The following is a 23954-nucleotide window of genomic DNA, read 5'->3' as shown; positions in this document are numbered from 1 at the left end:
CCGGTTCAGCGTCGTGCGAGCACCTCGCTGCGGGCCGCGACCGCCGTGTCCGTGTTGTCACTGAACAGACCATCGATGCCCTGCTTGAAGAACAGCTCGTACTCGTCGAACGCCCGGCCGTACTCCGCCGGGTTGTCCGACGAACGGAAGTCAGCCGGCAGGAACGTGTTCTCGTTGCGGAAGGTGTACGGGTGGACGACCAGGCCAGCGCCGTGGGCGTCGGACACCAGCGTCGTCGGCTCCGTGAGGAAGCCCTTCTCGTCCCGTGGGATGATCATCCCCTTCTCCGGGCCGACACCCTTGGCGTAGGTGGCGATCTCCCGCAGCCCCTCCGGCGTCACCAGGTCGGCATAGGTCCGTGGGTCGCCCGACTCGACGAAGTCGTAGGGTTGCCCCTCGGTCCACACCAGCTGTACCAGCGGCACCCGCAGCTGACGCTTCAACTCCTTGAGGTTGGAAACCTCGAAGGACTGCACGAACACGGGCGCGTTCGGCCGGTTCAACCCGTTGCGGGTCAACGCCTCGACCAGCTTCGGCTCCAACGCCAGGCCGGCCTTCTTGAAGTAGGTGGGGTGCTTGGTCTCGGCGTAGATGCCGATCGTGCGGTGCAGCTCCCGAGCCAGCCGCTTGGTGAGGTCGACGACCTCCTGGAACGTCGGCACCTCGTAGCGGCCGTCGTAGAGCGTGTTGTGCGGCCGCGTCTCGGGGATGCGCTCCTTGGCCCGCAGCGTCTTCAGCTCGGCGAGCGTGAAGTCCTCGGTGAACCAGCCGGTCAGCTGCTCGCCATCGATCGTCTTGGTGGTCTTGCGGTCGGCGAACTCCGGCCGGCTCGCCACGTCCGTGGTGCCGCCGATCTCGTTCTCATGCCGCGTCACCAACACGCCGTCCTTGGTCGACACCAGGTCCGGCTCGATGTAGTCGGCGCCCATCCGGGCGGCCAGCTCGTAGGAGGCCAGCGTGTGCTCCGGCCGGTACCCCGGCGCACCGCGGTGCCCGATCACCAACGGCTGGTCTGGGCGGTGGTCCTGCACCGCGACGTCGGCGGGCTGGCTCGGCTCGGCAACGGCCGACGGTAGCGCGACGCCCCCCATGAGCCCCAGGACGGCCAGGGCGGACACGGCGACACCGGCGAACCGGGCCGTGAGTCTGTTCCGGAACGCCTCTCGCGGCGGCTTCCGCATCAACGGACCTCCTCGTCGACTGGCACGTGGTCGCGGGACACCATGACGGCGCATCGCGACATGTCGGCCACCGTAAGGGGTACATGAGCGCACCGGGCAGTGAACGGACAGTGTTCGAGAAGGGGGTCGATGATCGGCCGGTGGCGCCGGCGGTCCCCCGGCGGTGCGAGCCCGGGTGGTTGAGCGTGCACGGCTCGTTGCGGACGGTCCCGGTAGGGGCGATGCGGGCGCGGCCGGTGGGCGAGTTGGGACAGGGGTCACCCGGAAGGCCCACCGAGCAGCCTCTACCCTGGTCCCCCGTGCGTGTGCTGGTGATCGGCTCAGGTGCCCGGGAGCATGCCCTCGTCCTCGCGCTCTCCCGCGACCCGGCGGTGACGGCGCTCGCGTGCGCGCCCGGCAACGCCGGGACCGCCACGCTCGCCGAGCCCAGCGTGCTGGAGGTGGGCGACCCGGCGGCGGTCGCCTCGCTGGCCCGGCGCTGGAAGGCCGACCTGGTCGTGATCGGCCCGGAGGTCCCGCTGGTCGCCGGTGCCGCCGACGCCGTGTGCGCGGCCGGCATCCCGTGTTTCGGCCCCTCCCGCGACGCCGCCCGGATCGAGGGCTCCAAGGCGTTCGCCAAGGACGTCATGACGGCCGCGGGCGTGCCCACCGCGCGCAGCGAGGTCGTGGACAACCCGGCCCGGCTCGACGCCGCCCTGACCCACTTCGGTGCCCCCTACGTGGTCAAGGACGACGGGCTGGCCGCCGGCAAGGGCGTGGTCGTCACCAGCGACCTGGACGCGGCCCGGATGCACGCGATGAACCTGCTCGACGACGGGCACCCGGTGCTGCTGGAGTCCTTCCTGGACGGTCCGGAGGCGTCGCTGTTCTGCCTGGTCGACGGCGACACCGTGGTGCCGCTGCTGCCCGCGCAGGACTTCAAGCGCGTCGGCGACGGCGACACCGGCCCCAACACCGGCGGCATGGGTGCCTACGCCCCGCTGCCATGGGCACCGCCGAACCTGGTCGACGACGTCGTCACCCGCATCGTCCAGCCGACCGTGGACGAGTTGGCCCGGCGCGGCACCCCGTTCACCGGGCTGCTCTACGCCGGCCTCGCGCTGACCTCGGCCGGCCCGCAGGTCGTGGAGTTCAACTGCCGGTTCGGCGACCCCGAGACGCAGGCCGTGCTCGCTTTGCTGCGCACCCCGATGGCCGGGCTGCTGCTGGCCGCCGCCACCGGCCGCCTCGCCGAGCACCCGCCGCTGGAGTGGGCCGAGGGCGCCGCGGTGACCGTGGTCGTCGCGGCGGAGGGCTATCCCGGGCGGCCCCGCACCGGGGACGTCATCGGTGGTGCCGATGCCGAGGGCGTGCTGCACGCCGGCACCAGGCGCCGCGACGACGGCGAGGTGGTGTCCGCCGGTGGCCGCGTGCTGTCGGTGGTCGGCACCGGGCCGGACCTCGACGCCGCGCGCGAGGATGCCTACCGGCGGGTGGCCGGCGTGCACCTCACCGGCTCGCACCACCGCACCGACATCGCGCTGCGTGCGGTGCAGGGCGAGGTCGCCATCCCCGCCGACGCCTGAGCCGTCGCCCCTGCCCCACGGCGGCGGGAACCCCGTCCGGTGCACCCGCGCGCATTTGGGATTGCGCTGCAACACGCTGGTCCCGGCGTGTTTCGGCGTCTCTTACCCGATCAGTTGAAGATCACTCCCAGTTGTCACCATTTCCTGGACGAATGCGGCATTCGGGGCACAGGATCCGGGTACGGAACCGGGAGGGCGATCAACGCGTCACACTGTGAGTCGCAGATCGCCAAAGGGGGTTGGCAAGGTGACGGTCAGCCAGTTCAACAACGAGGCGCTGGACCAGTGCCGCACCACGGTGAGTGGCCAGGCGGGTCAGTACGGTGCCCTCGGTGACGGTTTCCCCGCGCGCGGCGGCGACGCCACGATCTTCGGCAAGCTCGACAGCTCGGCGGCCTTCTCCGGCGCGGTTGACGAGTTCACCGGCACCGTGCGTTCCGAGTTCGGTGCCGCGGAGTCGCTGCTGGGCAAGATCGAGCGTGCACTGGACGCGGTGCACCAGAGCGTCCAGGACGTCGAGCAGGAGGCCGTCCGCGGCATGACCCCGGTTCACTGACCGGGTACGCGCCAGGGTTTGCGGTTGAGCGAGGGGTAGGGACGTTGAGCGCGAAGGATGCCGTCGCCGGTCTTCCCGGGGGACAGGCGTTGTACGAGCTGGCCGACAAGGTCGACGGTGACCCGGAGGCGATCCGCGGCATCGCCCGCAAGTGGAAGGCCGCGGCCGGACGGTGCGACGAGTCCACCACGACGGTGGACAAGTCGGTGACCGCGCTGGACGGCGCGTGGGAGGGCGAGTCCGCGGACGGTTTCGTCGCCTACATGGGCAGGTTCAGGCAGGCCGGGGCGGCCGTGCGGACCGCGCTGGACGACGGCGCCGGCAACCTCGAACGGGCCGCCGAGGCCCTGCAGGCCGCGGAGATCGCGGTCGACAACATCTGCGAGCGCCTACTCGCCGACGTGGAGAAGGCCAAACAGCAACGCGAGGACTCTTCCGACCAGGAAAGGGAAAACGCCATCCGACAGCTCGTCGAGCAGGCGGTGGCCGAGGCCCGGCCCAAGGTCGACGAGGCCGAACACGCGCTGAAGGGCCTGGCCGGACGGCTCTCCGAACTCGGATCGGGGCTGTCGCCGAAATTCTCCGAGCTCCCGGCACCCGACACGCAGCCGTTCACCCCCGCGCCGGGGCGCCAGATCGAGTGGAGCCCCGTCGCCCAGGAGACCTCGCCCACCGCGTCCATGCCCGGTGGCGGCGCGGGCAGCGGTGGTCCCAGTATCGGTGGCAGCGCGGGTGGTGGCGGAGCCGGTTTCTCCGGTGGCGGAGGCGGTTTCTCGGGCATGCCCGGCGGCGGGGAGGGCGACGGCCTCGGCGCCAGCGGTGGACCCCCGCCCGGCGGTGGCCCGGCCCCCGAGGGGCAGGTGGCCGAATGGATCCAGGAAGCGATCGAGATCCTCAAGCAGATGGGTTATCCCGTCGAGAAGATGAACCCGAACGACATCTGGATGATCATCCAGCACGAGTCGGGCGGTAACCCGCACGCGATCAACAACTGGGATTCCAATGCTGCCGCGGGAACGCCCTCCAAGGGCCTGATGCAGACCATCGACCCGACGTTCAACTCGTACGCGATCGATGGGCACCGCGACATCTGGAACCCGGTCGACAACATCATCGCCGGCGTCCGCTACGCAATCGACCGCTACGGCTCGGTGTCCAATGTGCCCGGTGTGGTCGGCATGAAGACCGGAACCGGTTACCGGGGCTACTGACAAGCCACGTGGGCCACGTCCACCGCCGGGACGTGGCCCACGTTTCCTTTGCTCACCCGGCTGTCCGGCCCGTGCCTGTCGGCGACGGGACGAGGGGTGAGCGGCTTCGGCCCACTGCCTTCGGCTCCACCAGGACCAGCCAAGTCCCGAGGCGGGAAATCCGCCGTGCGGCGGGAGAAGAGCCGCGACAGACCAACGATGTGGCTACCTGGTCGGCAAACCGCCGAAGCTCGGGCAGGCCGTGACTCGCCGTGCCTCGTGGGAGGCGAGCCGCGAGCCGGCCGAAGCCGCGACGGGCCGCATGACCAAATCGCGGAACGTTTCCTGCTGGCGTGCAGGCGGATAACGATCATCGCCGTGCGTCCGCCGGCACCTCCCGTGCAAGGTCCACTGTGTCCGGACCGTGCGTGCCGGCGGCCGCGGCGGGCCGGGCGTGGACTCACCCGACCTTCTGGACCAGCTCCTTCTGCTGCCGGTCACCGAGGCCACCGGCGCGACGGTTGGCGTCGATACCGATCTCGTCCATCAAATGGTTGACCTTCGCCGGGCCCAGCCCAGGAACGGCACGCAGCAACTGGGAGACCTTGGTCTTGCCCACGACGGGGTCACTCTTGGCCCGCTCCAGGACCTGCGAGAGCTTCATCTGGCCGCTGCGGAGCTTCTCCAGCAGCTGCGTCCGGGCCTTGCGGGCCTCCGCTGCCTTCGCCAACGCGGCCTTGCGCTGTTCCGGAGTCATCGACGGGAGAGGCACGTCGCCTCCTTCCACAGGGGACGGTTGGTGCGCGTTCGCACGCTCGCCATCATCGCTGGACCTGGCGGTTTGCACCGAACTGGGCCCGAGGATCAGCACCTTGGGTGAACCCGTGGGCCGGCCACCCGGCGTTGTCTTCCGGGCCGGCGTGCCCCCCGACCGAGCGGCGACGCGCCGGTTGTCAGCCCGGAACGAGTGAGCGGGGGTCTGGCACGCTGACGGCATGTCCAAGCTGGTGTCCCCCCTGGGTGTGGCGCGGCGCGCGGCGGTGCCGCCGTTCCACGTCATGGAGGTGGTCTCCGCGGCGGCCCGGCGACAGCGGGAGCGCGGGGACGTGGTGTGGCTGGCGGCCGGCCAGCCCGCAAGCCCGGCGCCCCGACCGGTGCGCGAGGCCGCCCTCGAGGTCCTGACCAGGCAGAACCTCGGCTACACCGAGCAACTCGGCATCCCGGAGCTGCGTGCGGCCATCGCCGGCCACTACGCGCGCCGCTACGACGTCGACGCCACGCCCGACGACGTCGTCATCACCACGGGCGCCTCGGGCGGCTTCCTGCTCGCCTTCCTGGCCGCCTTCGACGCCGGAGACCGGGTCGCGGTGGCTCGGCCCGGCTATCCCGCCTACCGCAACATCCTCACCGCGCTGGGCTGCGAGGTCGTCGAGCTGCCGTGCGGGCCGGACACCCGCTTCCAGCCGACCGTGGCGATGCTGGAGGAGCTGGACCGCCCCATCAGGGGCCTGGTCGTGGCCAGTCCCGCCAACCCCACCGGCACCGTGCTGGACCCCGACGAGCTGGCCGGGCTGGCGCGCTGGTGCGAGGCGCACGGCGTCCAGCTGGTCAGCGACGAGATCTACCACGGCATCGGCTACGGCCGGCCCACCGCCTGCGCGTGGCGGACCACGCGCGAGGCGATCGTGGTCAACTCGTTCTCCAAGTACTTCGCCATGACCGGATGGCGGCTGGGATGGATGCTCGTGCCCGGCCGGCTGCTGCGGGCGGTCGACAGCCTCACCGGGAACTTCACGCTGTGCCCGCCGACCCTCGCCCAGCACGCCGGGGTCGCGGCGTTCACCCCGGAGTCCTGTGCGGAAGCCGACGCGCACGTCGCCCGCTACCGGGCCAACCGGGAGCTGCTGCTGGCCGGGCTGGCCGATCTCGGGATCACCCGGCTGGCGCCGGCCGACGGCGCGTTCTACGCCTACGCCGACATCTCCCATCTCACCGACGACTCAATGGCCTTCTGCCGCCAGCTGCTCGATGACACCGGGGTGGCCGTGGTGCCCGGCATCGACTTCGATCCCGTCGACGGCCATCGCTTCGTCCGGATGTCGTTCGCCGGCAGCGCCGAGGAGGTTGCCGAGGCACTGGCCCGGATGCGCACGTGGCTGCGCGGGCACTGATCCGGCCTCTCGATCGTTGGGCAGGGTGAACACCGAACGGGGGAGGTCTGCCGTGTTGTGGCGTGTGATCGGTGTCCTGCTCGTCGCCTGGCTGGCGTTATCGCTGGTCGGAGCGCTGATCAAGGGGCTGTTCTGGCTCGCGGTGATCGGCGGTGCGCTGTTTTTGGGCACGGCCGCGGTCGGGTGGGCCAAGAAGGGCCGGCTTCCCCGCTAGCGGGAGCATGGCTGCCCGCTGACGTGCGGTCGTCGACGGCTCGGTGTTCGCCAGCCGTCGGGATGCCGCACGCGGCGGGCGGCCGGTTCTGCGCTCTTGGCGGTCACGATCGAGACGGCACGGTGAGACTGCCTGCGAGGAGCCTGGCCCCCATACCTGCGCACACGCCACTGCGGTGTGCGCGCTCTGGCGTCGGGCGGTGGGGTGTTGGTGCGGATGCTGCGCGGCGTCCGGTTGTCGAGGCGCGGCGCCTATGCGGGCTCCGGCGCACCGAAGACCAAGTCGAGGTGGACCTGTTGTGGTTCCGTGAGTGCGCCGGTGTCGCTGCGAATGAAGCGGTGTGGCGGGTGGTCGATCGACCATTCCTTGCCCGCGGCCGGCCCCTGTGGACGGGGCGCTGGTGGATGCGGTACTTCGCGGCAAACCGCGATCGAGACGCTGCGGTCTCGTCTGGGTGCCGAGCGCCGATGTGGGGAGCACCCGCCCTTGCAGGGGCGGGTGCTCGTGCTGGTGGTGGCGGGGCGCCCGCAGGTGCGCCCCGCTGCTCCTTGTCGGTCTCAGTCGCTCTGCCAGAGGAAACGGCCCTCGCCGGTGTGCTCGTCCACGAACGCGTACCCCACGCCGTCCTCACCGAAGTCGACGTCGAACGGCAGGTCGCAGCTGTCGATCTGGGCGAGGAAGCTCCAGGCGCCCGCCGGGCTCTCGTCACCCAGCAGCCACGTGGGCTCCCCACCGAGCCAGCAGAGCACCTCCTCCCCGTCATCCTCCGGCTGTACCACCTCGACCAGGTGGTCCGGGCCGTGCGTGGGCCCGCGCGAGATCGCCGCGGTGGACACGAAGGACGGCAGCCGTCCGGGCTGGCAGAAACACGCGTTCTCACCACCCTCGGGCTCCCAGGTGCTGTCCACCTCCTCCGCCACGTCGTCGGTCAGGAACAGGTATGCCAGGCGGACCTCCTCGCCCGGCAGCCGGACCTGCCCGAGGAACCGCATCGGCCGGCCCAGCTCCTTGGACAGTGGCCACGCCGGCTCACCGAGCCACACCGGCTGCCCGCCGAACTTGGTCACCGGCTCGGACACCGGCCCGTCCGCCGGAACGAAGCGCACCGCTTGGGACGGAAATGACATGACTGCCCCCTACTCCCTCCCCCAGCTGATCGGTCGAGCGCACGCTACCGGCCCGCCCCGACGCCGCGTGCGCCGCGCCCACCCAGCCCCGACGAGCCCACCCCGATGCGTGACGAACGATCCGATCTGTCCGAAAAAGGCGTTGGCATGCAACAGTTAGCTTCCATAACTTCAGGCACCGTGCTCGACGACGACTCCGTGTTCCGCGCTCTCGCAGACCCCATCCGCCGTCACCTGCTCGACCGCCTCCACTCCCGCAACGGTCAGACGCTGAACGAGCTGTGCGCGAACGTGGATGTGTCGAGGCAGGCCGTCAGCAAGCACCTCGCCGTCCTGGAGAGCGCGTTGCTGGTGATCTCCTTCCGGCGTGGCCGGGAGAAGCGTCACTATCTCAACCCGGGACCGATTGCCGATCTCGTCGCGGGCTGGATCGGCAAGTACCAGCACCAGCGCGCGATGGCGGTCGCGGAACTCCGGCGCGCGCTGGAGGCGGAACCCGGATGAGCGAGCCGCCCGTCGCCGGGGCACCGCCGAGGAAGTCGGACCAGAAACGTCGGGCCCAGGAGCGGTGACGCACGGGGTTCGACAGAACTCCTCGCGTGCCCGCCCGGAGCCCGGCTCGGCGAGCGGGCCGTCCCGGACAGTCGCGTCGCCCTCGACATCGGGTCGCTCCACGGCAGACGGGTACGGCTGAGCCTCGCCGGTGACCAGCCCGCAGGCGGGGACCCACAACGCGAGGGAAGGTCGAGGCACAGCCGGGAGTGGCCAGTCGGCCGTGACCCGCCTGGCCATGCCACCCGCGCCGTCCACGCACTCGTGGCCGGGCCCCGCGCTCTGCACGCCGTTCTTCCCACGGTAAGCCCAGCGCCCCGGAGAGCGATCCTGCGCAACCGCGAGGCATTCCCTCGACGAACTGGTCAGCCGTGGCGCACCGCCCGGATCCGGCGGAGCGCCTCGTCAATGCTGCGCCTGCCGACGTCGCGGTGGGTGACGAACCGGATGTTGCCGGCCATCGGAGCCGCGAGCACCCCGGCATCCGTGAGCTGTCCGAGCAGGGCCGCGGGGTCGGACACCCGGGCGAGCACGATGTTGGTCTGCGGCGGGGTGACCTCCCAACCCAGCTCCGCCAGGCCCTCGGCCAGCCGGGCCGCGTTCGCGTGGTCCTCGGCCAGGTCGTCGATCCGCTCCAACGCCACCAGCCCGGCCGCCGCGAGGACGCCGCCCTGCCGCACACCGCCGCCGAGCATCTTGCGCAGCCGCCGCGCCTCGGTGACGAAGTCCGCCGAACCCGCCACGAGCGAGCCCACCGGCGCGCCCAACCCCTTACTCAGGCAGACCTGCACCGTGTCCGCCCCCACGGTCAACGTCGCCGGCGCGACACCCAACGCCACGGCCGCGTTCCACAACCGCGCACCGTCCAGGTGCACCCGCAGGCCGCAGCCGGCCGCCGTGGCGACCAACTCGGTTTGCTCCTCCGGCGGCAGCACGACCCCGCCCGCCGCGTTGTGCGTGTTCTCCAGGCACAGAAGCGTGCTGCGCAACGTGTAGTACGGGCCCGGGACACCGGCGGCGGCCCGCACGGCGTCGGCGGACACCCGACCCGGGCCCGGATCCCACGGCAACGCCTCGGGCATCCCACCGGCCAGCCACGCCGGGGTGCCCAGCTCGTTCTCCAACACGTGCGCGCCCCGCGGCGCCAGGAACCGGTCACCCCGCCGCAGATGCGCCAGCAGTGCCACCAGGTTCCCCATGCAACCGCTGGGCACCCACAACGCCGCCTCGACACCCAGGACCTTCGCGACGCGCTCCTCCAGCTCCCGCATCGTCGGGTCGCCGTCGAGCACGTCGTCACCGACCTCCGCCGCGGCCATCGCGGCCCGCATGCGTTCATCCGGCCGTGTCACCGTGTCGGACCGGAGGTCGATAGGCTGGGCAGCCAGCTCTGGCCGCGACGCAGAGGTGGTCACGGGACGATCACACCATATTCGCGAGTAGGTATCAGGTCGTCCCTCGCCCCGCCCCGGCACCGTATTCGGTGTGGGCCGGTACGGCGCGGCCCGTCCGGTCACCCTTGTGGCGACCCGCCGAGAGGGTGACGTGGATCTCGCCGGTGGAACGTGCAACCGTGGAGGGTGGACGTTCCGTCCAGTTGGGTGCAGGCACGACGAGCGGAGAGTCCCGCGTGGACCAGCGCGAGGAGCAGGAGTTCGCGGCGTACTTCGTGGCTCGGCGCGACGCCGTGCGTCGAATGGCGTTCCTGCTCTGCGGCGACTGGCACCGCGCGGACGATCTCGCCCAGACCGCGTTCGTCGCGTTGCACCGGCGGTGGCGCAAGGTCCGGGACAAGGCGGCCCTGGACGCCTACGTCCGCAGGACGCTGGTGCGCGCGGTGATCGACGAGTCCCGGCGACCGTGGCGGCGGGAGCGGCAGGTGGAAAACCTGCCCGACGTCAGCGGCTCCGGGCCGGAGCTGGGCGACGCGGTGGCCACCCGGGAGGCCCTGCTCGGCGGCCTGCGGCGGGTACCGCCACGGCAGCGCGCGGTGCTCGTGCTGCGGTTCCTGGAGGGGCTGGACGTCGCCGCCGTGGCGGAGGCGTTGGGCTGCTCGGAGGGAACCGTGAAGAGCCAGACGGCGCGCGGGCTGGACGCCCTGCGGGCCGCCCTGGGCGACGCGCTCGACGACCTGCGGTCGGCGTCGTGAGCCCGGCGGGACGGCCCGCGTTGCGCGGCCCGTGGTCGAGGAGGTGGCTGTAGGTGGACGAGCACAGGCTCGCGGAGCTGTTCCGCGACGCGGTGCGTGACGCGCCACCGGCGTCCTTCGACGAGCGCGACGTGACCGCGGCTTCCCGGCGCGCCACCCTGCGACGGCGGACGACCGTCGCGATGGGCTCGGCCTTCGGTGCCGCGGTGTTGCTCGGCGGTACGGTATTCGGTGTTGGAATGCTCGACCGGGAACCCGACGGGTCGGGGAGCGTGTTCTCCGCGCAGGACGGGCAGCCGCCCGGCGCGGAGGCCGTGCCGCCGAACAACCAGAACCTGGACCCCAGGGCACAGGTTCCCTCGCGGTTGCCCGGAGGGCCACCGCCCGACAGCATCCCGGAGGACCCGCCTAAGCAGGGGGGCGGAACCTCGGGGAGTGCCGGTCCCGGGACCGGCGGCACCCCGCAAGGGTGCGAAACGGCGGACCGGGAGCTCGCCGTCGCCCTCGCCGGCGAGCTCCCGGCCGCTGCCGGCCGGAACCCGGACACGGCGCGGGGTTGCCCGGCCGGCGCCCGCGGGGCGGCCTTCGTGGTGCGGGACGGTGACGCGCTCGGTGTCGTCTCGGTGATCCTGGGCCCGCGGGACACCCAGCGGGCCGAAGGCTCCTTCAAGCGCGACAACGGCACCGTCGGCTACACCACATACGCCCGCTCGGGCAGCTCGCTGACGGTGTTGAGCGAGCCGCAGGAAGGGTCCAACCAGGCCCCGTTCGCGGGTGCGGTGCAGCGCTTGGCCCAGCGCATCGCCGAGCAGTTCTGACAACCGCTGGGAAAGCGTTCGGACAGCAGGGTCCAGCGCGGCGTCAGCCGTGACCACCCGACCGTCCTGACGCGTGGCCGCACCCGGACCGGAACGCCGAGCCCAGATCGGGTTCTCGTTCGCGTCGCTAACGACTTGCTCCCCCGGAAGCCACAGAGGTAGCGGGTCGGGGCTGGGATGTCTCGCGCCGAGGCCCCGCTCGCGCGTGTTCGGTTGGATCTGCGCCCGAACTCCTCGGATCTGCGCACCTGAGGCACGTCCGCGGCGCGTTGCTGTCGCGCTGTGCAGGGCCCCGTCGATCTTCCGGGGTGGGGAGGCGGGCTGGAGCAGGTGGTGGGTTGCCGCACCGGAGCACTTCTTTTTGGTACAGTCGTGCTACTTTTTTGGTACGAGTGTGCTAGATCGTGTGGGGGTGTGCCATGGCCTGGGTTGTTCTGCTGTTGTCCGGGATCCTGGAGGCCGGCTGGGCGGTCGCCCTCAAGCTGTCGCACGGGTTCACCCGGCTCGGCTGGACGGTGACTTTCCTGGTGACGGCCGCACTGAGCTTCGCCGGCCTGGCCTGGGCCATGCGGTACCTGCCGGTCGGGACCGCCTACGCCGTCTGGACCGGGATCGGCGCCCTGATCGCCGCGGTCATCGGCATGGTGTGGCTCGGGGACGGTGTCTCCGCGCTTCGGATCACGTCGCTGGTGTTGATCGTGGCCGGCATCGTCGGGCTGAAGCTGGCCGCGAGCGCCGCCTGAACCCGCGCCACACCGGCCCCGGAGAGCGGGGGAAGTCCTGGCTGGCCCGACGTGACAGGGGAATCGTGGTGGCCTCGGCCATGCCCCGCACGACGACCATCACTGCGTGGCGGGGGCTGCGCTGTCCATCAGCCAGACGTGCCGCAGGACCCCGGCCCGGCGGTGCCCCAGGTGGTCAGACGGTTTCCAGCCGGCTAAACCTTCGGCGGGAATCCCTCCCAGCCCGGTGCGAACGGGCCGTGCGCGGCGCGCCGCCGCTCGGAGACGTGCCGGTAGCCCACCGCCTGGTCGTGCTCCTCGGCGACCCGCACGCCATACCGGAACACCAGCTCACCGCCCAGCCAGCCACCGCCGGCCAGCACCACCACACCAACCAGCGTCAGCACGAACGCCGCGGTGGGTGCCGCGCGCTCGTCCGGGCCACCCCACCGCACGAGGAAATCAACGAGGAACACCACGAACGCGGTGGAGTTGAGCCCGATGTGCGCCAACGCGATGCGCCACGCGTGCGTACCGCGCGGCACGATCAGGAAGTCCAGCACCCCGGTCGCGGCGGCGACGAGCGCCCCCACGAGGCCGATCCCGATCAACCAGGTCGCCGCGCGCGCCAGCGCGGCGGGCTCGTAACCGGAGAACGACACCACGTCCAGCACCGCGGCCGACAACCACGCACCGATGGGCCACCCCACCACGACCGCGTGCACGGGATGACCATATGGCCCGGCCAGGCTGGACACCGGCCACTTCGAACGCTTCACCGGCTGGTCGGAGATCCCGGACATGACCGCCTCCTGTCTCATGCGCTGGCACCCGCACCGGCCGGTGCCGCTCGGTGGCCGCCGTGCACCGGCCTTCCGTCCCGAGCGTCGTGCCAGCCGGGACGGCGACCGCACGACGCCACCCGCGGGGTGGCAGCCGCGGCCGGTGACCGGCGGCTCCGCGCCACGGCTCCGGACGCGCTCGTGACCACCTCCACCAACCAGCCGTCCCACCGGCTCATGGCCACTGCGCGCCGGGTACCCGACGAGCCGGGGGCGGCAACCCGCCACCCCCTCCATGGCACCATCCCTAGCCATGTCAGGCAGTCCGGCGAGCACACCGAAGGGCGAGCGCAGGCGGCAGGCACTGGTCGAGGCCGCGGCCGCGCTGCTCGTGGAGGGCGGTTTCGACGCGGTCCGGCACCGCGCCGTGGCCGAGCGGGCCGGACTGCCGCTGGCCTCCACGACCTACTACTTCACCGACCTCGACGACCTGGTCGCGGCCGCCGCCGAGCACCACGGCCGCACCGAGCTGGCCCGCGGCCGGGCCAAGCTGACCGAACTGAGCAGCCGGCAGCGCGGCGTGGACGCGGTCGTGGAGATCCTGCTCGACCAGCTCCTCGGCCCGGCCTCCGAACACGACGCCGAGGCCGTGCTCTCCCGCTACGAGCGGCTCGTCGCCACCGGCCGCCGCCCCTACCTGCGGCCCCTGATGCGGGAACTGTCCGCCGAGCTGCACGAACTCCTGCTGGAAAGCTTCGCCCGCTGTGGCCTGCCGGCCGACCACGAGCGGGTGGACCAGCTGGTCGCGCTGGCCGACGGCGCGGTGGTCAACGCCCTGATCGAGGTGGACCCCGACCCCCGCACCGCCGCCCGCAAGATGTTGCACGACGCTCTCGACCAGGGATTCCCGGCCGGGATGCCAGCCACCGGTCAGGACCGGTAGGGCGCCTTCGCCGCCTTCGCGGCCGTCAGCAACGCTCCCTTGTTCTGCGGCCAGAACAGACTGTCCACACAGGAGTACTGCGGGAAGAAGCCACCGCAGTTGCCCCGGCTCGAGCCGATCTCGAAGGTGTAGCTGGCAACGCCGAGCTCACCGTAGGTGAAGTCGTCGGTCGTTCCCGTGGTCTTGTAGCCGACGGTGTCACCGTTGGTGCCCACGCGGTAGCCGTTCGACTGCGCCATATCCCTGCCCAGAGCGCGAAGCCCGGCGTCGTTCGGTGTCGGCCGCTCCGTCCAACCCCAGGGAATGATGATGAAGTTCCCATAGCTGTGCAGCGTGAGCATCACACCGGTGGCGTCCTTCGGCGCCGGGTCGGTGTCACGCGGACCGCGCTGGTCCGGATACAAAGCGGTGAAAAACCGTTCCAGGGACGCGGTTTCCGGCTCCGACACCGCCCGCGGACCCTGGTAGGTCTGCGAACACGGGCGCGTGGAGTCCCCACCCCACTTGAAGCTGGAGTTGCGGTTCAGGTCGACACCGACACCGGTGCCACTGCAGCTGCCGTAGCTGGTGTTGACGTTCTTCCGTTGCATCTTCGGGCGGTTGCCGCCGGAGGCGACCACGTCGACACCGTCCGGGTTGGCGATCGGCACCACCCAGACCTCGGTGGAGTCGAGCACGGTGGTCGCCTCGCGATCGTGGCCGTAACCCTCGACCAGGAAGTCGATCCAGCGCCAGGCCACCTCGCCGGTGGCCAGTTCCCGCGCGTGCAACTGCGCGATCACGGTCAGCCGAGGCTTGGCCGACCGCGGGTTCAACCCGCAGTCACCGGCTTCCCGCTTGGTCAGGCAGATCGCCTTGATGTCATGCCCGCCACGCCCCCTCGTCTTGCGCCAGCTGTCCCCGATGTCCACGACGAACGCCAGATCGGGCCATTTCTGCGCAACCTCGTCCAGATGCGCGGAATGCGCGGCCGAGGTGTGGTACCCGCCGTAGAACGTGTCTCCCGTTGCCTCCAGCCCGGGCGGCACCGGTTTGTGGACCGTGTCGTGCAACTCGACCCGGTAGCCCATCCGGCGCAGGCGATCCGCAGTCGCCCGGTCGCCCACCACGTGAGCGCTGCCACCGTGGACCTCGGCCACATCGAAACCGGCGTCCGCCAACGTCGCGATCCGCCGGTCGTCGGCGGACACCCGCCAGATGTGCGAAGTGTCGTCGACGGCCGGCTGCGCACCGGCGGGTGCCGTCGCGAGAATGAGGGGTAACACCAGAGCCGCGGCCAGCAGGCCACGGCGGAACAGGGATCTGGTCAACACGGACACCTCCAACCCGCGCGGCGGCAAAGCAGGGGTCGGGGCCGCCGCGTCGGTGCCAGCCAGTGTCAGGATGAGCGCATCCGCCGGAACCCGCCGTTCGTCGGAAGTGCCCCGGCCACAGCACCAAGATCGCCACCGCGGCGGGCGGAGCCGCGCCCCGCCGTGCGGCCGGACGGCGTCGGGCAGGGCGCTGAACAGGCCGGTTAGGCTGCTGCCGTGAGCTCCAAGCCGCGCATCCCCGACGTGCTCGCCGCCCGCTACGCCTCCACCGAGATGGCCCGCCTCTGGTCACCGGAGAACAAGGTCGTGCTCGAGCGGCGCCTGTGGCTCGCCGTCCTCGAGGCCCAGGCCGACCTGGGCGTCGACGTGCCCGCCGGTGCCGTCGCCGACTACGAGCGGGTCCTCGACCAGGTCGACCTCGCCTCCATCGCCGAGCGGGAACGGGTCACCCGGCACGACGTGAAGGCGCGGATCGAGGAGTTCAACGCCCTGGCCGGCCACGAGCAGGTGCACAAGGGCATGACCTCGCGCGACCTGACCGAGAACGTCGAGCAGCTGCAGGTGCGGCTGAGCCTGGAACACGTCCGCGACCGGTGCGTGGCACTGCTGGCCCGGCTGGCCCGGCTGGCCGGGGAGAACGCCGAGCTGGTCATGGCCGGCCGTTCGCACAACGTCGCCGCGCAGGCCACCACCCTGGGCAAGCGCTTCGCCAGCGCCGCCGACGAGCTGCTGGTCGCCTTCGGCCGTCTGGAGGAGCTGCTGGCGCGCTACCCGCTGCGCGGCATCAAGGGCCCGGTCGGCACCGCCCAGGACATGCTCGACCTGCTCGGCGGGGACGCGGGCAAGCTCACCGAGCTGGAGCGCAGGGTCGCCGAGTACCTCGGCTTCGCCCACGCGTTCACCAGCGTCGGCCAGGTCTACCCGCGGTCGCTGGACTTCGAGGTCGTCAGCGCGCTGGTGCAGCTGGCCGCGGCACCCTCCTCGCTGGCCAGGACCATCCGGCTGATGGCTGGCCACGAGCTGGTCACCGAGGGCTTCAAGCCCGGCCAGGTCGGCTCCTCGGCCATGCCGCACAAGATGAACACCCGCTCCTGCGAACGGGTCAACGGCCTGGCCGTCGTCCTGCGCGGCTACGCCTCGATGACCGGCGAGCTGGCCGGCGACCAGTGGAACGAGGGCGACGTGTCCTGCTCGGTCGTGCGGCGGGTCGCCCTGCCGGACGCCTTTTTCGCCTTCGACGGCCTGCTCGAAACCTTTCTCACGGTGCTCGACGAGTTCGGCGCCTTCCCCGCCGTGATCAACCGCGAGCTGGAGCGTTACCTGCCGTTCCTGGCCACCACCAAGGTGCTGATGGCCGCCGTGCGCGCCGGTGTCGGCCGCGAGACCGCGCACGAGGCGATCAAGGAGCACGCGGTCGCCTCCGCCCTGGCCATGCGGGAGAAGGGCGTCGAGCGCAACGAGCTGCTGGACCGACTCGCCGCCGACGAGCGCATCCCGCTCGACCGTGACCAGCTCGACGCCCTGCTCGCCGACCGGCTGCCGTTCACCGGCGCGGCGGCCGCCCAGGTCGCGGAAATCGTTCGGCGGGTCGAGGACGTCGTGGCACGCTACCCGCGAGCCGCCGAGTATGTTCCTGAACCGATTCTGTGAGGGGTCGATGCGGGCCAGCCGGGTACATGCGTTAACCGTCTATCCGGTGAAGGGTTGTGCCGGAATCCCCCTCGACCGCACCGAAGTCACCCTGCGGGGGCTGCGCCACGACCGCCAGCTCATGCTCGTCCACAGCGACACCGGGCAGTTCGTCAGCCAACGGAGCCTGCCCGCGATGGCCACGGTCCGGCCTCGGCTGTTCGACGACGGCGCCACCCTGGTCGTGTCCGCTCCGGGCATGGAGGAGTTCAAGCTGACCGTCGCCCCGGACGGCCCGCGCCGGCAGGTGACCGTCTTCCGGCACACCGGCCCCGGCGTCGACCAGGGGGACGAGGCCGCCGACTGGTTCGGCGAGGCCCTGCGGTTGCGCTGCCGGCTGGTGGGCGTGCCGCCCGAGCACCAGCGGGTCGCCTCCGGCGAAACCCCCGGCACCACCGGTTTCGCCGACGCGCACGCACTCCTGATCACGTCACTGGGCTCGCTCGACGAGCTCAACCAACGCCTCGTGGAACGCGGCGCGGACCCGCTGCCGATGAACCGCTTCCGGCCCAACATCGTCCTCGCCGGGTGGGACGAGCCCCACCGCGAGGACGACGTACGGCAGGCCCTCGTCGGTGACGTGGAGATCGGTTACGCGAAGCGCTGCAAGCGTTGCCCCGTCCCCACCGTCGACCAGGAGATCGGCCGGAAGAGCGGCCCCGAACCGCTCCGTACGCTGGCCACCTACCGGCGCGACCCGCAGGAGAGCGGCGTCTTCTTCGGCATGAAGGCTGCGGTAACCCAGCCTGGAACGATCGCGGTCGGCGACACCTGCACCGTGCTCCGCTGGGCCCAGTAACTCCACGGCTGACGAAAGTCCCACACGCCGGCCGGCACCATCGTGGGCCAACCGCGAAAGCCGGAAGGAAACCGACGTGCCGATCTCGCTGGAGCAGGCCGAGTTCAACGTCGTGTGGCGACGGGCCGGACTCGCCGAACGCCCGCTCGTACTGGCCACCACAGAACTCGGCGGCACCCTCGAGGACGCCGCGCGCATCGACGACCAGGCATGGGAGGCCCTGCGCGCTCGGCACCTGGTCCGTTCCGACGGCACGCTCGATGCCGACCTGGAGGCGGCCCTGCGGACCCTGGCCCGGCCCGCCGCGGCCCTGGACCTGCGCTGGGCCCCCGGGCCGGGCCCGGAGGTCCGGGCGATGTCCGCCGTCCAGGGCGGGCTCGGCGTCCTCGCTGTGCTCGTCGACGGCACCCTGCGCCTGGAAGAGGTCCGCGATACCGCGTTCGTACCGGCAATGATCGACGTGCTGCCGGACGTGCCGCCCGGCCCCGGTGGCGCGGTCAACCTGCCGGCGGCCACGGTCGAGCAGGCGACTCGTGCGGGCGAGGCCGACTACGAGTTCGAGTCCGCCCTGCTGGATGCGGGCGTGCGGCCCAACGACGCCCGCCTGCTGGTGGACATGGTCGGAGGTGAGCGGATCGCCGCCGGACAGCTCGGTGCGGCGGTGTGGGACAGGTGGGGCAACCGCAGGAGAACACCCTGGGTGATCACCGTGACCGACACCGACCGCGGCCGCTACGCGCTCCACGAACGCGATGGGTGGGTGACGGTCGCACCCACCGACCGGCTCCGCTTGGTCGAGCTAGCGCGAGACCTGCTGGACTCCACCTGACACCTGACCTGCGACTTGCCGCAACCCACACCCGTAACCAACACCGAATGGGCACACTGGGACGAACGCCGTCGGATGGAGGGGATGGCCGTGCCGGAAGGTCACGACCTCGGAGGCTGGCTGAACCTGATGGTGCCGATGGCCGCGCGAACGCCGGCTTCCGGCTCGGCGGAGGATGCCGGCGATCCCGGTGCGGCTCCCCTGGCCCGGTTCCGGGTACGCACCCACGAAGCCCCCGCACTCAAGGCCAGGTTCTCCGAGGCGATCGAGGAGATGCGGGCCGCGCGAACGCTCGTCCGGCAGCTCGCCACGATCAACCCACCGGGCGAGGATCCGGTGAGCGGCAAAGCAGTCAGGCACCTGGGCGACAAGGCAACCGGGGAGAGCGGATCGCTGACGCACGCGATCGACAGCACCGTGGACGCACTGCGTTCGGTTATCGCGCAGATCGATGCCTCGCTCGCCACCTACGAACAGACCGATCAGGACCAGATGCGGCTGTAGCCGTGCAGCCACGACCGTGCCCTGCCGGGACCGTGGTTGCTTGTCGACCAATCGAAAACCGCGGCGGGAGAACGGGAATGAGCGGCGTGACCTCGGGGACCAACTGGGACGCCATCGATCACGCGACCCTCTACGAGTGGTTCGGCAGGGGCTCCAGCGAGTCCGTCGCCGATTCGGTACGCACCTGGAAAGACGGCATCGGTGCTCGGTTCGACAAAGTGCGCGGCCTCATCGACAACGCGCTCGAGGAATCCGACACGACGTGGGAGGGTGGGGCCGCCGAGGCCATGAAGGACGGCGTGTCACCGCTGGCCCGCTTCGCCCTGGACGCCAAGGGAGTCTCCGCGGAAGTCGGCGATGGAGCGGAGGCCCTTGCGCGATCGTTCGACCACATCAAGAACGAGATGCCCCCGCCGGTTCGTGTCAACGGCGCGGGAACCGCGCTGGAGCCTGGCATCGGCAACCTGTTCGCGACCAGACGCGATCAGGAGGTACAGGAAAGTGTTGCGCGGCAGGCGGAAGAGCGCGCCCGCGATCTTGCCAAGGCGTATGACACCAACGTCAGCTCCACCATGGCTGGCCTACCGGTGTTCCTGCCCGCGCCGGTAATCCCACCAGGTGCCGATGGCAGCACCACGGGAGGGGGCACCGCTGGTGGGGGCGCTGCCCCAGGTGCGATGGCACCCGGTTTCCGGGGCACCCGTGAGCATGCGTTCAGGCCATCGGAGACCGCGACCGGTGGCAGCGGAATCGGAGGTGGGCTCGCGGGCGGTGAGAGCGGCCCGCGCAGGCTTGGCGCATCGGCAGGTCCGGCTCCCGTTGACGCACCGGGAGAACATGTGGTCTCGCGTGTGGAAACCCCTGGTGCACAAGGCTCTCGTACCGCGAACCCATTCGTGCCGGGACCCGGGGGCACATCGGTTCACCCGCCCCTGGCCAGCGCGGGAAGTGCCGGTGCAGCCACCGGAAACGGTCCGGGAGGCAGCATGGGGCCCGGGGTCGAAGGCGGTACATCGAGTTCGTCGCCCGGCACCGGTGTGCGGGCTGGCTCCCCGGTTCCGGGTGGTTCGTCGGGCAGCGGGGTGATCGATGCGTTGAACCCTCGTTCCGACACGAGCGTGGGCGGCGGGACCCCGGGCGGTCAGCAGGCGTCCACAACGCCACGGGCAGGAGCCCCCGGGGTTCCACCGTTGGGCGGCGGCGCACCGGGCAGGGCTGCCGTGCCCAGCGATCCGATCGAGGGGCCGAGCGCCCGCTATGGCGCGCCCGGTACCGGTGGCAATGCCGGAACGAGTGCCCCGCCCGCCGCAGCCGGACACCCGCCCGAGCCTGCGGCGCGGTCCGCCACGTCCGGCCTCCTCGCCGTACCTGGCGGGGCTGCTCCCGATTCCGGTGAGGGCACCGGCACACGTGCCAACGCCGGTGGATCTCCCGCTGCCCCACCTCCGGGTCGGAGCACCATCCCGTTGGGCAGCGGTCCGATGCCTCCTGCCGGGTCCTCCGCGGGCGGATCCGGCCCCGCCGAACCGCCTACGCGCCCGATCAACACGGCGACGGCGGCAACCACGGGTATTGCTCAGGGTGGGGTAGGACCTGCCGGTGCCCTGGGACCCGCATCCGGCGGGGTCGCTGCAGGAAGCCCTCACATAGCTCCTCGGAGGGCCGCGCACGGCCCCGCGGACGCTGGTGGCACAACCCCGAATGAGGCTCCCTCAGCTGCACCGGCCCGCGGATCCCGTACCCGGCCTGACCGCTCCGATGAGGAGGAGGACGGCAACGCCGCCGGCTATCTCCAGGACACCGACGACATCTGGGGTGACGGGTCGCGGGTCGCCCCCTCGGTCTTCGGCGAGGACTAGAGGACAGGGTTCCGCACTGTCAGTCGGGGACCGGGCATCGACGGCATGCGCGGCCGGCGCCGCGCGCTCCGGTCTCCACCGCCGATACCGGTGCGTGCCGGGCTCGCGCCGGTCGGGCCGTACCGGGTCGGCCAGACCGCGCGCCGTAGGGTTGCCCCGTGGCTTCGCTCGCCGACTACCAGCAGATCGCCGTCGGAAAGGTCCGCCAGCTCTACGCGGTGGACGACGACCACCTGCTGCTCGTCGCCTCCGACCGGATCTCCGCCTACGACCACGTGCTGCCCACGCCCATCCCGGACAAGGGCCGTGTGCTCACCGCGATGAGCGTGTTCTGGTTCGAGCTGCTCGCCGACGTCGCGCCGAACCACCTCGTCGCCTGGGACGACGACCGCATCCCCGCCGAGGTGCGTGGCCGCGCCCTGCTGGTGCGCCGGCTCCGGATGCTGCCGGTCGAGTGCGTGGCCCGGGGCTATCTGACCGGCTCCGGCCTGGCCGACTACCAGCGCAACGGCGCCGTCTGTGGCATCCCCCTCCCGGCCGGCCTGGGCGAAGCCGACCGCCTGTCCGAACCGATCTTCACCCCCGCCACCAAGGCCGAGGTCGGCGCCCACGACGAGAACGTCACCTTCGACGCAGTCGTCGCCACTGTCGGCCGGGAACGGGCCGAGCAACTCCGCGACCTGACCCTGCGGATCTACGCCCGGGGGGCCGAACGCGCTGCCTCCCGCGGCGTGCTGCTGGCCGACACCAAGTTCGAGTTCGGCGAGGCAGCCGACGGTGAGCTGGTGCTCGGCGACGAGGTGCTGACCCCGGACTCCTCGCGGTTCTGGCCGGCTGAGGGATACGAGCCCGGCCGGGTACAGCCCTCGTTCGACAAGCAGTACGTGCGGGACTGGCTCACCTCGCCCGCCTCCGGCTGGGACCGGGCCTCCGACACCCCGCCGCCGCCCCTGCCGGAAGAGGTCGTGGCCGCCACCCGGGCCCGCTACATCGAGGCCTACGAGTCGATCTCCGGGCGCTCCTTCGTCGACTGGCCCACCCCCGGCAGCTGAGCCGCACTCAACGCTCCGGGGCCCGTCGGCGTGTCGATCACCTCGAGCCCGTGAACGCTGTTTCGCACCCCTTCTGAACAGGCATTTCGGCTCACCGTCGGCAGAGGGTGGGTCCCCGTCGACGGGGACTCGGGCGGGCACGGGTTGACCGGTAAGAAGTTGCTTACCTATTCTTCGGGTGTGTCGAGCGAGGACGTGTACCACGCGATCGCCGATCCCACGCGGCGACGCATCCTCGACCTGCTGGCCCGCTCCGAGCGGCCGGTGCGCGACATCGCCGCGCCATTCGAGATGAGCCGCCCCGCGGTGAGCCAGCACCTGCGGATCCTGCGCGAGGCCGGCCTGGTCAGCGAGCGCAGGGTCGGCAGGCAGCGGATCTACCGACTGCGCGCCGAGCCGCTGCGCGAGGTCGAGGAGTGGGTGCGCGGCTACCGGCGGTTCTGGGCCGACCGCATGCGGGCGCTCGGCGAGTACCTGGACCAACAGCAGGAGGACCAGGGAAAGTCACAGCCCGGTGCCCCCGGGCTGTGGGACCCCTGCGCCTGGCTCACCCAGCCCGAGCAGAAAGGCGAGGACCGATGAGCACCACCCGCTCCATCCGCTTCCAGGAGTTCTTCCCGCATCCGGTGGAACGCGTGTGGGCCGCGCTGACCGAACCGAGCGCCATCGCGAAGTGGTTGATGGACAACGACTTCGTACCCGAGGTCGGCCGCACCTTCACCCTCCGGGCCGAGCGCGTCCCGTTCCGGCCGGACGGCACCATCCCCTGCCGCGTGGTGGAATGCGACCCGCCCACGACCCTGGCCTACACCTGGGCCAGCGACTCCTGGATCGTCTGCTACCGGCTGGAGCCCGCCGAGGTCGACGGCGTGGCCGGCACCCGGCTGCACTTCGAGCACTCCGGCTTCGACCTGGACAACCCCCGCGACGCCTTCGCCTACGACAAGATGGGCCGGGGCTGGCGCTCCATGGGACCCGACCTGGCCAGGGTCCTCGACGAACTGGCCGCCAGCTCCGCCTGACACCGACGTTCGGGTGCACCGACCGAGTCCAACCGGACGGGAGTTCGCCGGATCGGCAAGGTCCCGTCACCCAGGGGACACGCCGGTGTCACGGCCGGCGGGCCTCATGAGGGGCGTGACCATTCGGCTCGTGGTCTCGCTGTCCGGCATCCAGCCCCGGACCGCCGAGCGAACCGCCGACCTGGCCGCGGAGCTCGACCGCCGCGGCGTACCGCTGTCCCTGCTCCTGGTACCGCGCCCCACCCACGCCGACCGGCCCGCCGAGGACGTGCTCGCCTGGATCCGGCACCGGCAGCGGCAGGGCGACGCCCTGGTGGTGCACGGCTTCGCCCACCCCGCCGACCCGGACCCCGGCTGGCGGCCGGCGGCCACGCTGTGGCGGCGCGCCGAGTTCGCCGCCCTCCCCGCACACGAGGCGGGCCTGCGTCTCATCGCGGCGCGAGCGGCGCTGGACCGGCTGGAGCTGCGTACCGACTGCTTCGCCCCACCCCGGTGGCTGGCCTCCCGTGGTACCCGCGACGCCCTGCGGCGCAAGGGGTTCGCCGTGTGCGCGGACGCCTCCGCAGTGCACGACCTGCGGTCCGGCACGGTGCACCGCGGCCGCGTCCTCGGGCTCGGCCGTGGCCACACCGCGGAACCCTGGTGGTGCTGGGCCATGGTGCTCGGCGCCGCCCGCGCCGCGCGCCGCGGTGGCCTGGTGCGGCTCGCGGTGGACGCCCGCGACCTGGACCGCCCGGGCCCGTGGCAGGCGGTGCTCGACGCCGTGGACATCGCACTCCACCACGATGCCGAACCCACCACCTACGCCGCCTTCGCCAGCCCGGAGCGGTTCGTTCCCGTGCCACGCCTGCAGATCCACCACCGGGACCGGTTGACCTCCTGACCGGACCCGAGAACCACCGGTGCCGACGACCGCG

General features: G+C 71.5%; 24 protein-coding genes. 18 read left to right on the top strand and 6 right to left on the bottom strand.

Features of this window, described 5'->3' with window-relative positions; all coding sequences use genetic code 11:
* Window positions 1–5 precede the first annotated feature (5 nt).
* Window positions 6–1091, bottom strand: a complete 1086-nt coding sequence (locus tag IEY55_RS08590; protein ID WP_189056093.1) for a glycerophosphodiester phosphodiesterase — start codon at window positions 1089–1091, stop codon at window positions 6–8.
* Window positions 1092–1480: 389 nt separating this feature from the next.
* Between IEY55_RS08590 and purD the strand changes: the two genes are divergently transcribed.
* The 3 genes from purD to IEY55_RS08575 all read left to right on the top strand — a co-directional run bounded on the left by purD (window position 1481) and on the right by IEY55_RS08575 (window position 4513).
* Window positions 1481–2746, top strand: coding sequence for a phosphoribosylamine--glycine ligase (gene purD / locus IEY55_RS08585; protein ID WP_189055785.1), 1266 nt, complete (start codon window positions 1481–1483; stop codon window positions 2744–2746).
* A gap of 247 nt (window positions 2747–2993) precedes the next feature.
* On the top strand, window positions 2994–3302 hold the full coding sequence (locus tag IEY55_RS08580; RefSeq protein ID WP_189055783.1) for a hypothetical protein: 309 nt from the start codon (window positions 2994–2996) through the stop codon (window positions 3300–3302).
* A 44-nt stretch (window positions 3303–3346) separates the two neighbouring features.
* Window positions 3347–4513, top strand: a complete 1167-nt coding sequence (locus IEY55_RS08575) for a WXG100 family type VII secretion target (protein ID WP_189055781.1) — start codon at window positions 3347–3349, stop codon at window positions 4511–4513.
* A gap of 439 nt (window positions 4514–4952) precedes the next feature.
* Here IEY55_RS08575 and mihF read toward each other — a convergent pair whose 3' ends face one another.
* Window positions 4953–5264 carry an integration host factor, actinobacterial type gene (mihF, locus tag IEY55_RS08570; protein ID WP_189055779.1) on the bottom strand — a complete coding sequence of 104 codons (312 nt, stop codon included), beginning with the start codon at window positions 5262–5264 and terminating at the stop codon, window positions 4953–4955.
* A 223-nt stretch (window positions 5265–5487) separates the two neighbouring features.
* Between mihF and IEY55_RS08565 the strand changes: the two genes are divergently transcribed.
* Together IEY55_RS08565 and IEY55_RS08560 are read left to right on the top strand one after the other, a co-directional pair.
* Entirely contained in the window at window positions 5488–6663 is a 1176-nt protein-coding gene (locus tag IEY55_RS08565; protein WP_189055777.1) for a pyridoxal phosphate-dependent aminotransferase, read from the top strand.
* Window positions 6664–6715: 52 nt separating this feature from the next.
* Complete coding sequence (locus tag IEY55_RS08560; RefSeq protein WP_189055775.1) at window positions 6716–6877, top strand: hypothetical protein; 162 nt, start codon at window positions 6716–6718, stop codon at window positions 6875–6877.
* Between the two features lie 557 nt (window positions 6878–7434).
* Here IEY55_RS08560 and IEY55_RS08555 read toward each other — a convergent pair.
* A complete protein-coding gene (locus IEY55_RS08555; protein ID WP_229686188.1) occupies window positions 7435–7983 on the bottom strand; it encodes a hypothetical protein in 549 nt (182 codons plus the stop codon).
* Window positions 7984–8184: 201 nt separating this feature from the next.
* On the opposite strand from IEY55_RS08555, the gene IEY55_RS08550 reads away from it, so the two are divergent.
* A complete protein-coding gene (locus tag IEY55_RS08550) occupies window positions 8185–8508 on the top strand; it encodes an ArsR/SmtB family transcription factor (RefSeq protein WP_229686187.1) in 324 nt (107 codons plus the stop codon).
* 413 nt (window positions 8509–8921) lie between these two features.
* Here IEY55_RS08550 and IEY55_RS08545 read toward each other — a convergent pair whose 3' ends face one another.
* Entirely contained in the window at window positions 8922–9971 is a 1050-nt protein-coding gene (locus IEY55_RS08545; RefSeq protein ID WP_189055769.1) for a threonine aldolase family protein, read from the bottom strand.
* 215 nt (window positions 9972–10186) lie between these two features.
* On the opposite strand from IEY55_RS08545, the gene IEY55_RS08540 reads away from it, so the two are divergent.
* From IEY55_RS08540 to IEY55_RS08530, 3 genes are all read left to right on the top strand, one after another.
* The gene (locus IEY55_RS08540; RefSeq protein WP_189055767.1) at window positions 10187–10705 is read left to right on the top strand and encodes a SigE family RNA polymerase sigma factor; all 519 of its coding nucleotides are present in this window, start codon (window positions 10187–10189) and stop codon (window positions 10703–10705) included.
* Window positions 10706–10758: 53 nt separating this feature from the next.
* Complete coding sequence (locus IEY55_RS08535; protein WP_189055765.1) at window positions 10759–11523, top strand: hypothetical protein; 765 nt, start codon at window positions 10759–10761, stop codon at window positions 11521–11523.
* A 419-nt stretch (window positions 11524–11942) separates the two neighbouring features.
* A complete protein-coding gene (locus IEY55_RS08530) occupies window positions 11943–12266 on the top strand; it encodes a DMT family transporter (RefSeq protein ID WP_189055763.1) in 324 nt (107 codons plus the stop codon).
* A gap of 194 nt (window positions 12267–12460) precedes the next feature.
* On the opposite strand, the gene IEY55_RS08525 is transcribed toward IEY55_RS08530, so the two are convergent.
* Window positions 12461–13066: a DUF2231 domain-containing protein gene (locus IEY55_RS08525; RefSeq protein ID WP_229686186.1), complete on the bottom strand. Its 606-nt coding sequence runs from the start codon at window positions 13064–13066 to the stop codon at window positions 12461–12463.
* A 274-nt stretch (window positions 13067–13340) separates the two neighbouring features.
* On the opposite strand from IEY55_RS08525, the gene IEY55_RS08520 reads away from it, so the two are divergent.
* Window positions 13341–13970, top strand: a complete 630-nt coding sequence (locus IEY55_RS08520; RefSeq protein WP_189055761.1) for a TetR/AcrR family transcriptional regulator — start codon at window positions 13341–13343, stop codon at window positions 13968–13970.
* Here the strand turns inward: IEY55_RS08520 and IEY55_RS08515 are convergent.
* Complete coding sequence (locus IEY55_RS08515; protein WP_189055759.1) at window positions 13958–15283, bottom strand: M14 family zinc carboxypeptidase; 1326 nt, start codon at window positions 15281–15283, stop codon at window positions 13958–13960. The genes IEY55_RS08520 and IEY55_RS08515 overlap by 13 nt on opposite strands.
* A 216-nt stretch (window positions 15284–15499) precedes the next feature.
* Here IEY55_RS08515 and purB point away from each other — a divergent pair, with 216 nt between their 5' ends.
* The 8 genes from purB (at window position 15500) to IEY55_RS08475 (ending at window position 23920) form a co-directional block, all read left to right on the top strand.
* Window positions 15500–16933, top strand: a complete 1434-nt coding sequence (purB, locus tag IEY55_RS08510) for an adenylosuccinate lyase (RefSeq protein ID WP_189055757.1) — start codon at window positions 15500–15502, stop codon at window positions 16931–16933.
* Between the two features lie 46 nt (window positions 16934–16979).
* Window positions 16980–17771, top strand: coding sequence for an MOSC domain-containing protein (locus tag IEY55_RS08505; protein WP_229686185.1), 792 nt, complete (start codon window positions 16980–16982; stop codon window positions 17769–17771).
* A gap of 76 nt (window positions 17772–17847) precedes the next feature.
* Window positions 17848–18600: an ESX secretion-associated protein EspG gene (locus tag IEY55_RS08500; protein WP_189055753.1), complete on the top strand. Its 753-nt coding sequence runs from the start codon at window positions 17848–17850 to the stop codon at window positions 18598–18600.
* An 84-nt stretch (window positions 18601–18684) separates the two neighbouring features.
* Window positions 18685–19104 carry a hypothetical protein gene (locus tag IEY55_RS08495; RefSeq protein WP_189055751.1) on the top strand — a complete coding sequence of 140 codons (420 nt, stop codon included), beginning with the start codon at window positions 18685–18687 and terminating at the stop codon, window positions 19102–19104.
* A 2017-nt stretch (window positions 19105–21121) separates the two neighbouring features.
* On the top strand, window positions 21122–22015 hold the full coding sequence (locus IEY55_RS08490) for a phosphoribosylaminoimidazolesuccinocarboxamide synthase (protein ID WP_189055749.1): 894 nt from the start codon (window positions 21122–21124) through the stop codon (window positions 22013–22015).
* Between the two features lie 180 nt (window positions 22016–22195).
* The gene (locus IEY55_RS08485) at window positions 22196–22597 is read left to right on the top strand and encodes an ArsR/SmtB family transcription factor (protein WP_189055748.1); all 402 of its coding nucleotides are present in this window, start codon (window positions 22196–22198) and stop codon (window positions 22595–22597) included.
* Window positions 22594–23037, top strand: a complete 444-nt coding sequence (locus IEY55_RS08480; protein WP_189055746.1) for an SRPBCC family protein — start codon at window positions 22594–22596, stop codon at window positions 23035–23037. The genes IEY55_RS08485 and IEY55_RS08480 overlap by 4 nt, the downstream gene beginning before the upstream one ends.
* A gap of 106 nt (window positions 23038–23143) precedes the next feature.
* Window positions 23144–23920 (top strand): DUF2334 domain-containing protein, encoded by a 777-nt coding sequence (locus IEY55_RS08475; protein WP_308424739.1) that lies wholly within the window; start codon window positions 23144–23146, stop codon window positions 23918–23920.
* Window positions 23921–23954: the final 34 nt, after the last annotated feature.

Origin of the sequence: Longimycelium tulufanense (assembly GCF_014645795.1) — a bacterium.
GTDB classification, from domain to species: Bacteria; Actinomycetota; Actinomycetes; order Mycobacteriales; family Pseudonocardiaceae; genus Longimycelium; species Longimycelium tulufanense.
The sequence above is the reverse complement of the archived record's forward strand: the minus strand, read 5'-3'. Positions and strand labels throughout refer to the sequence as shown.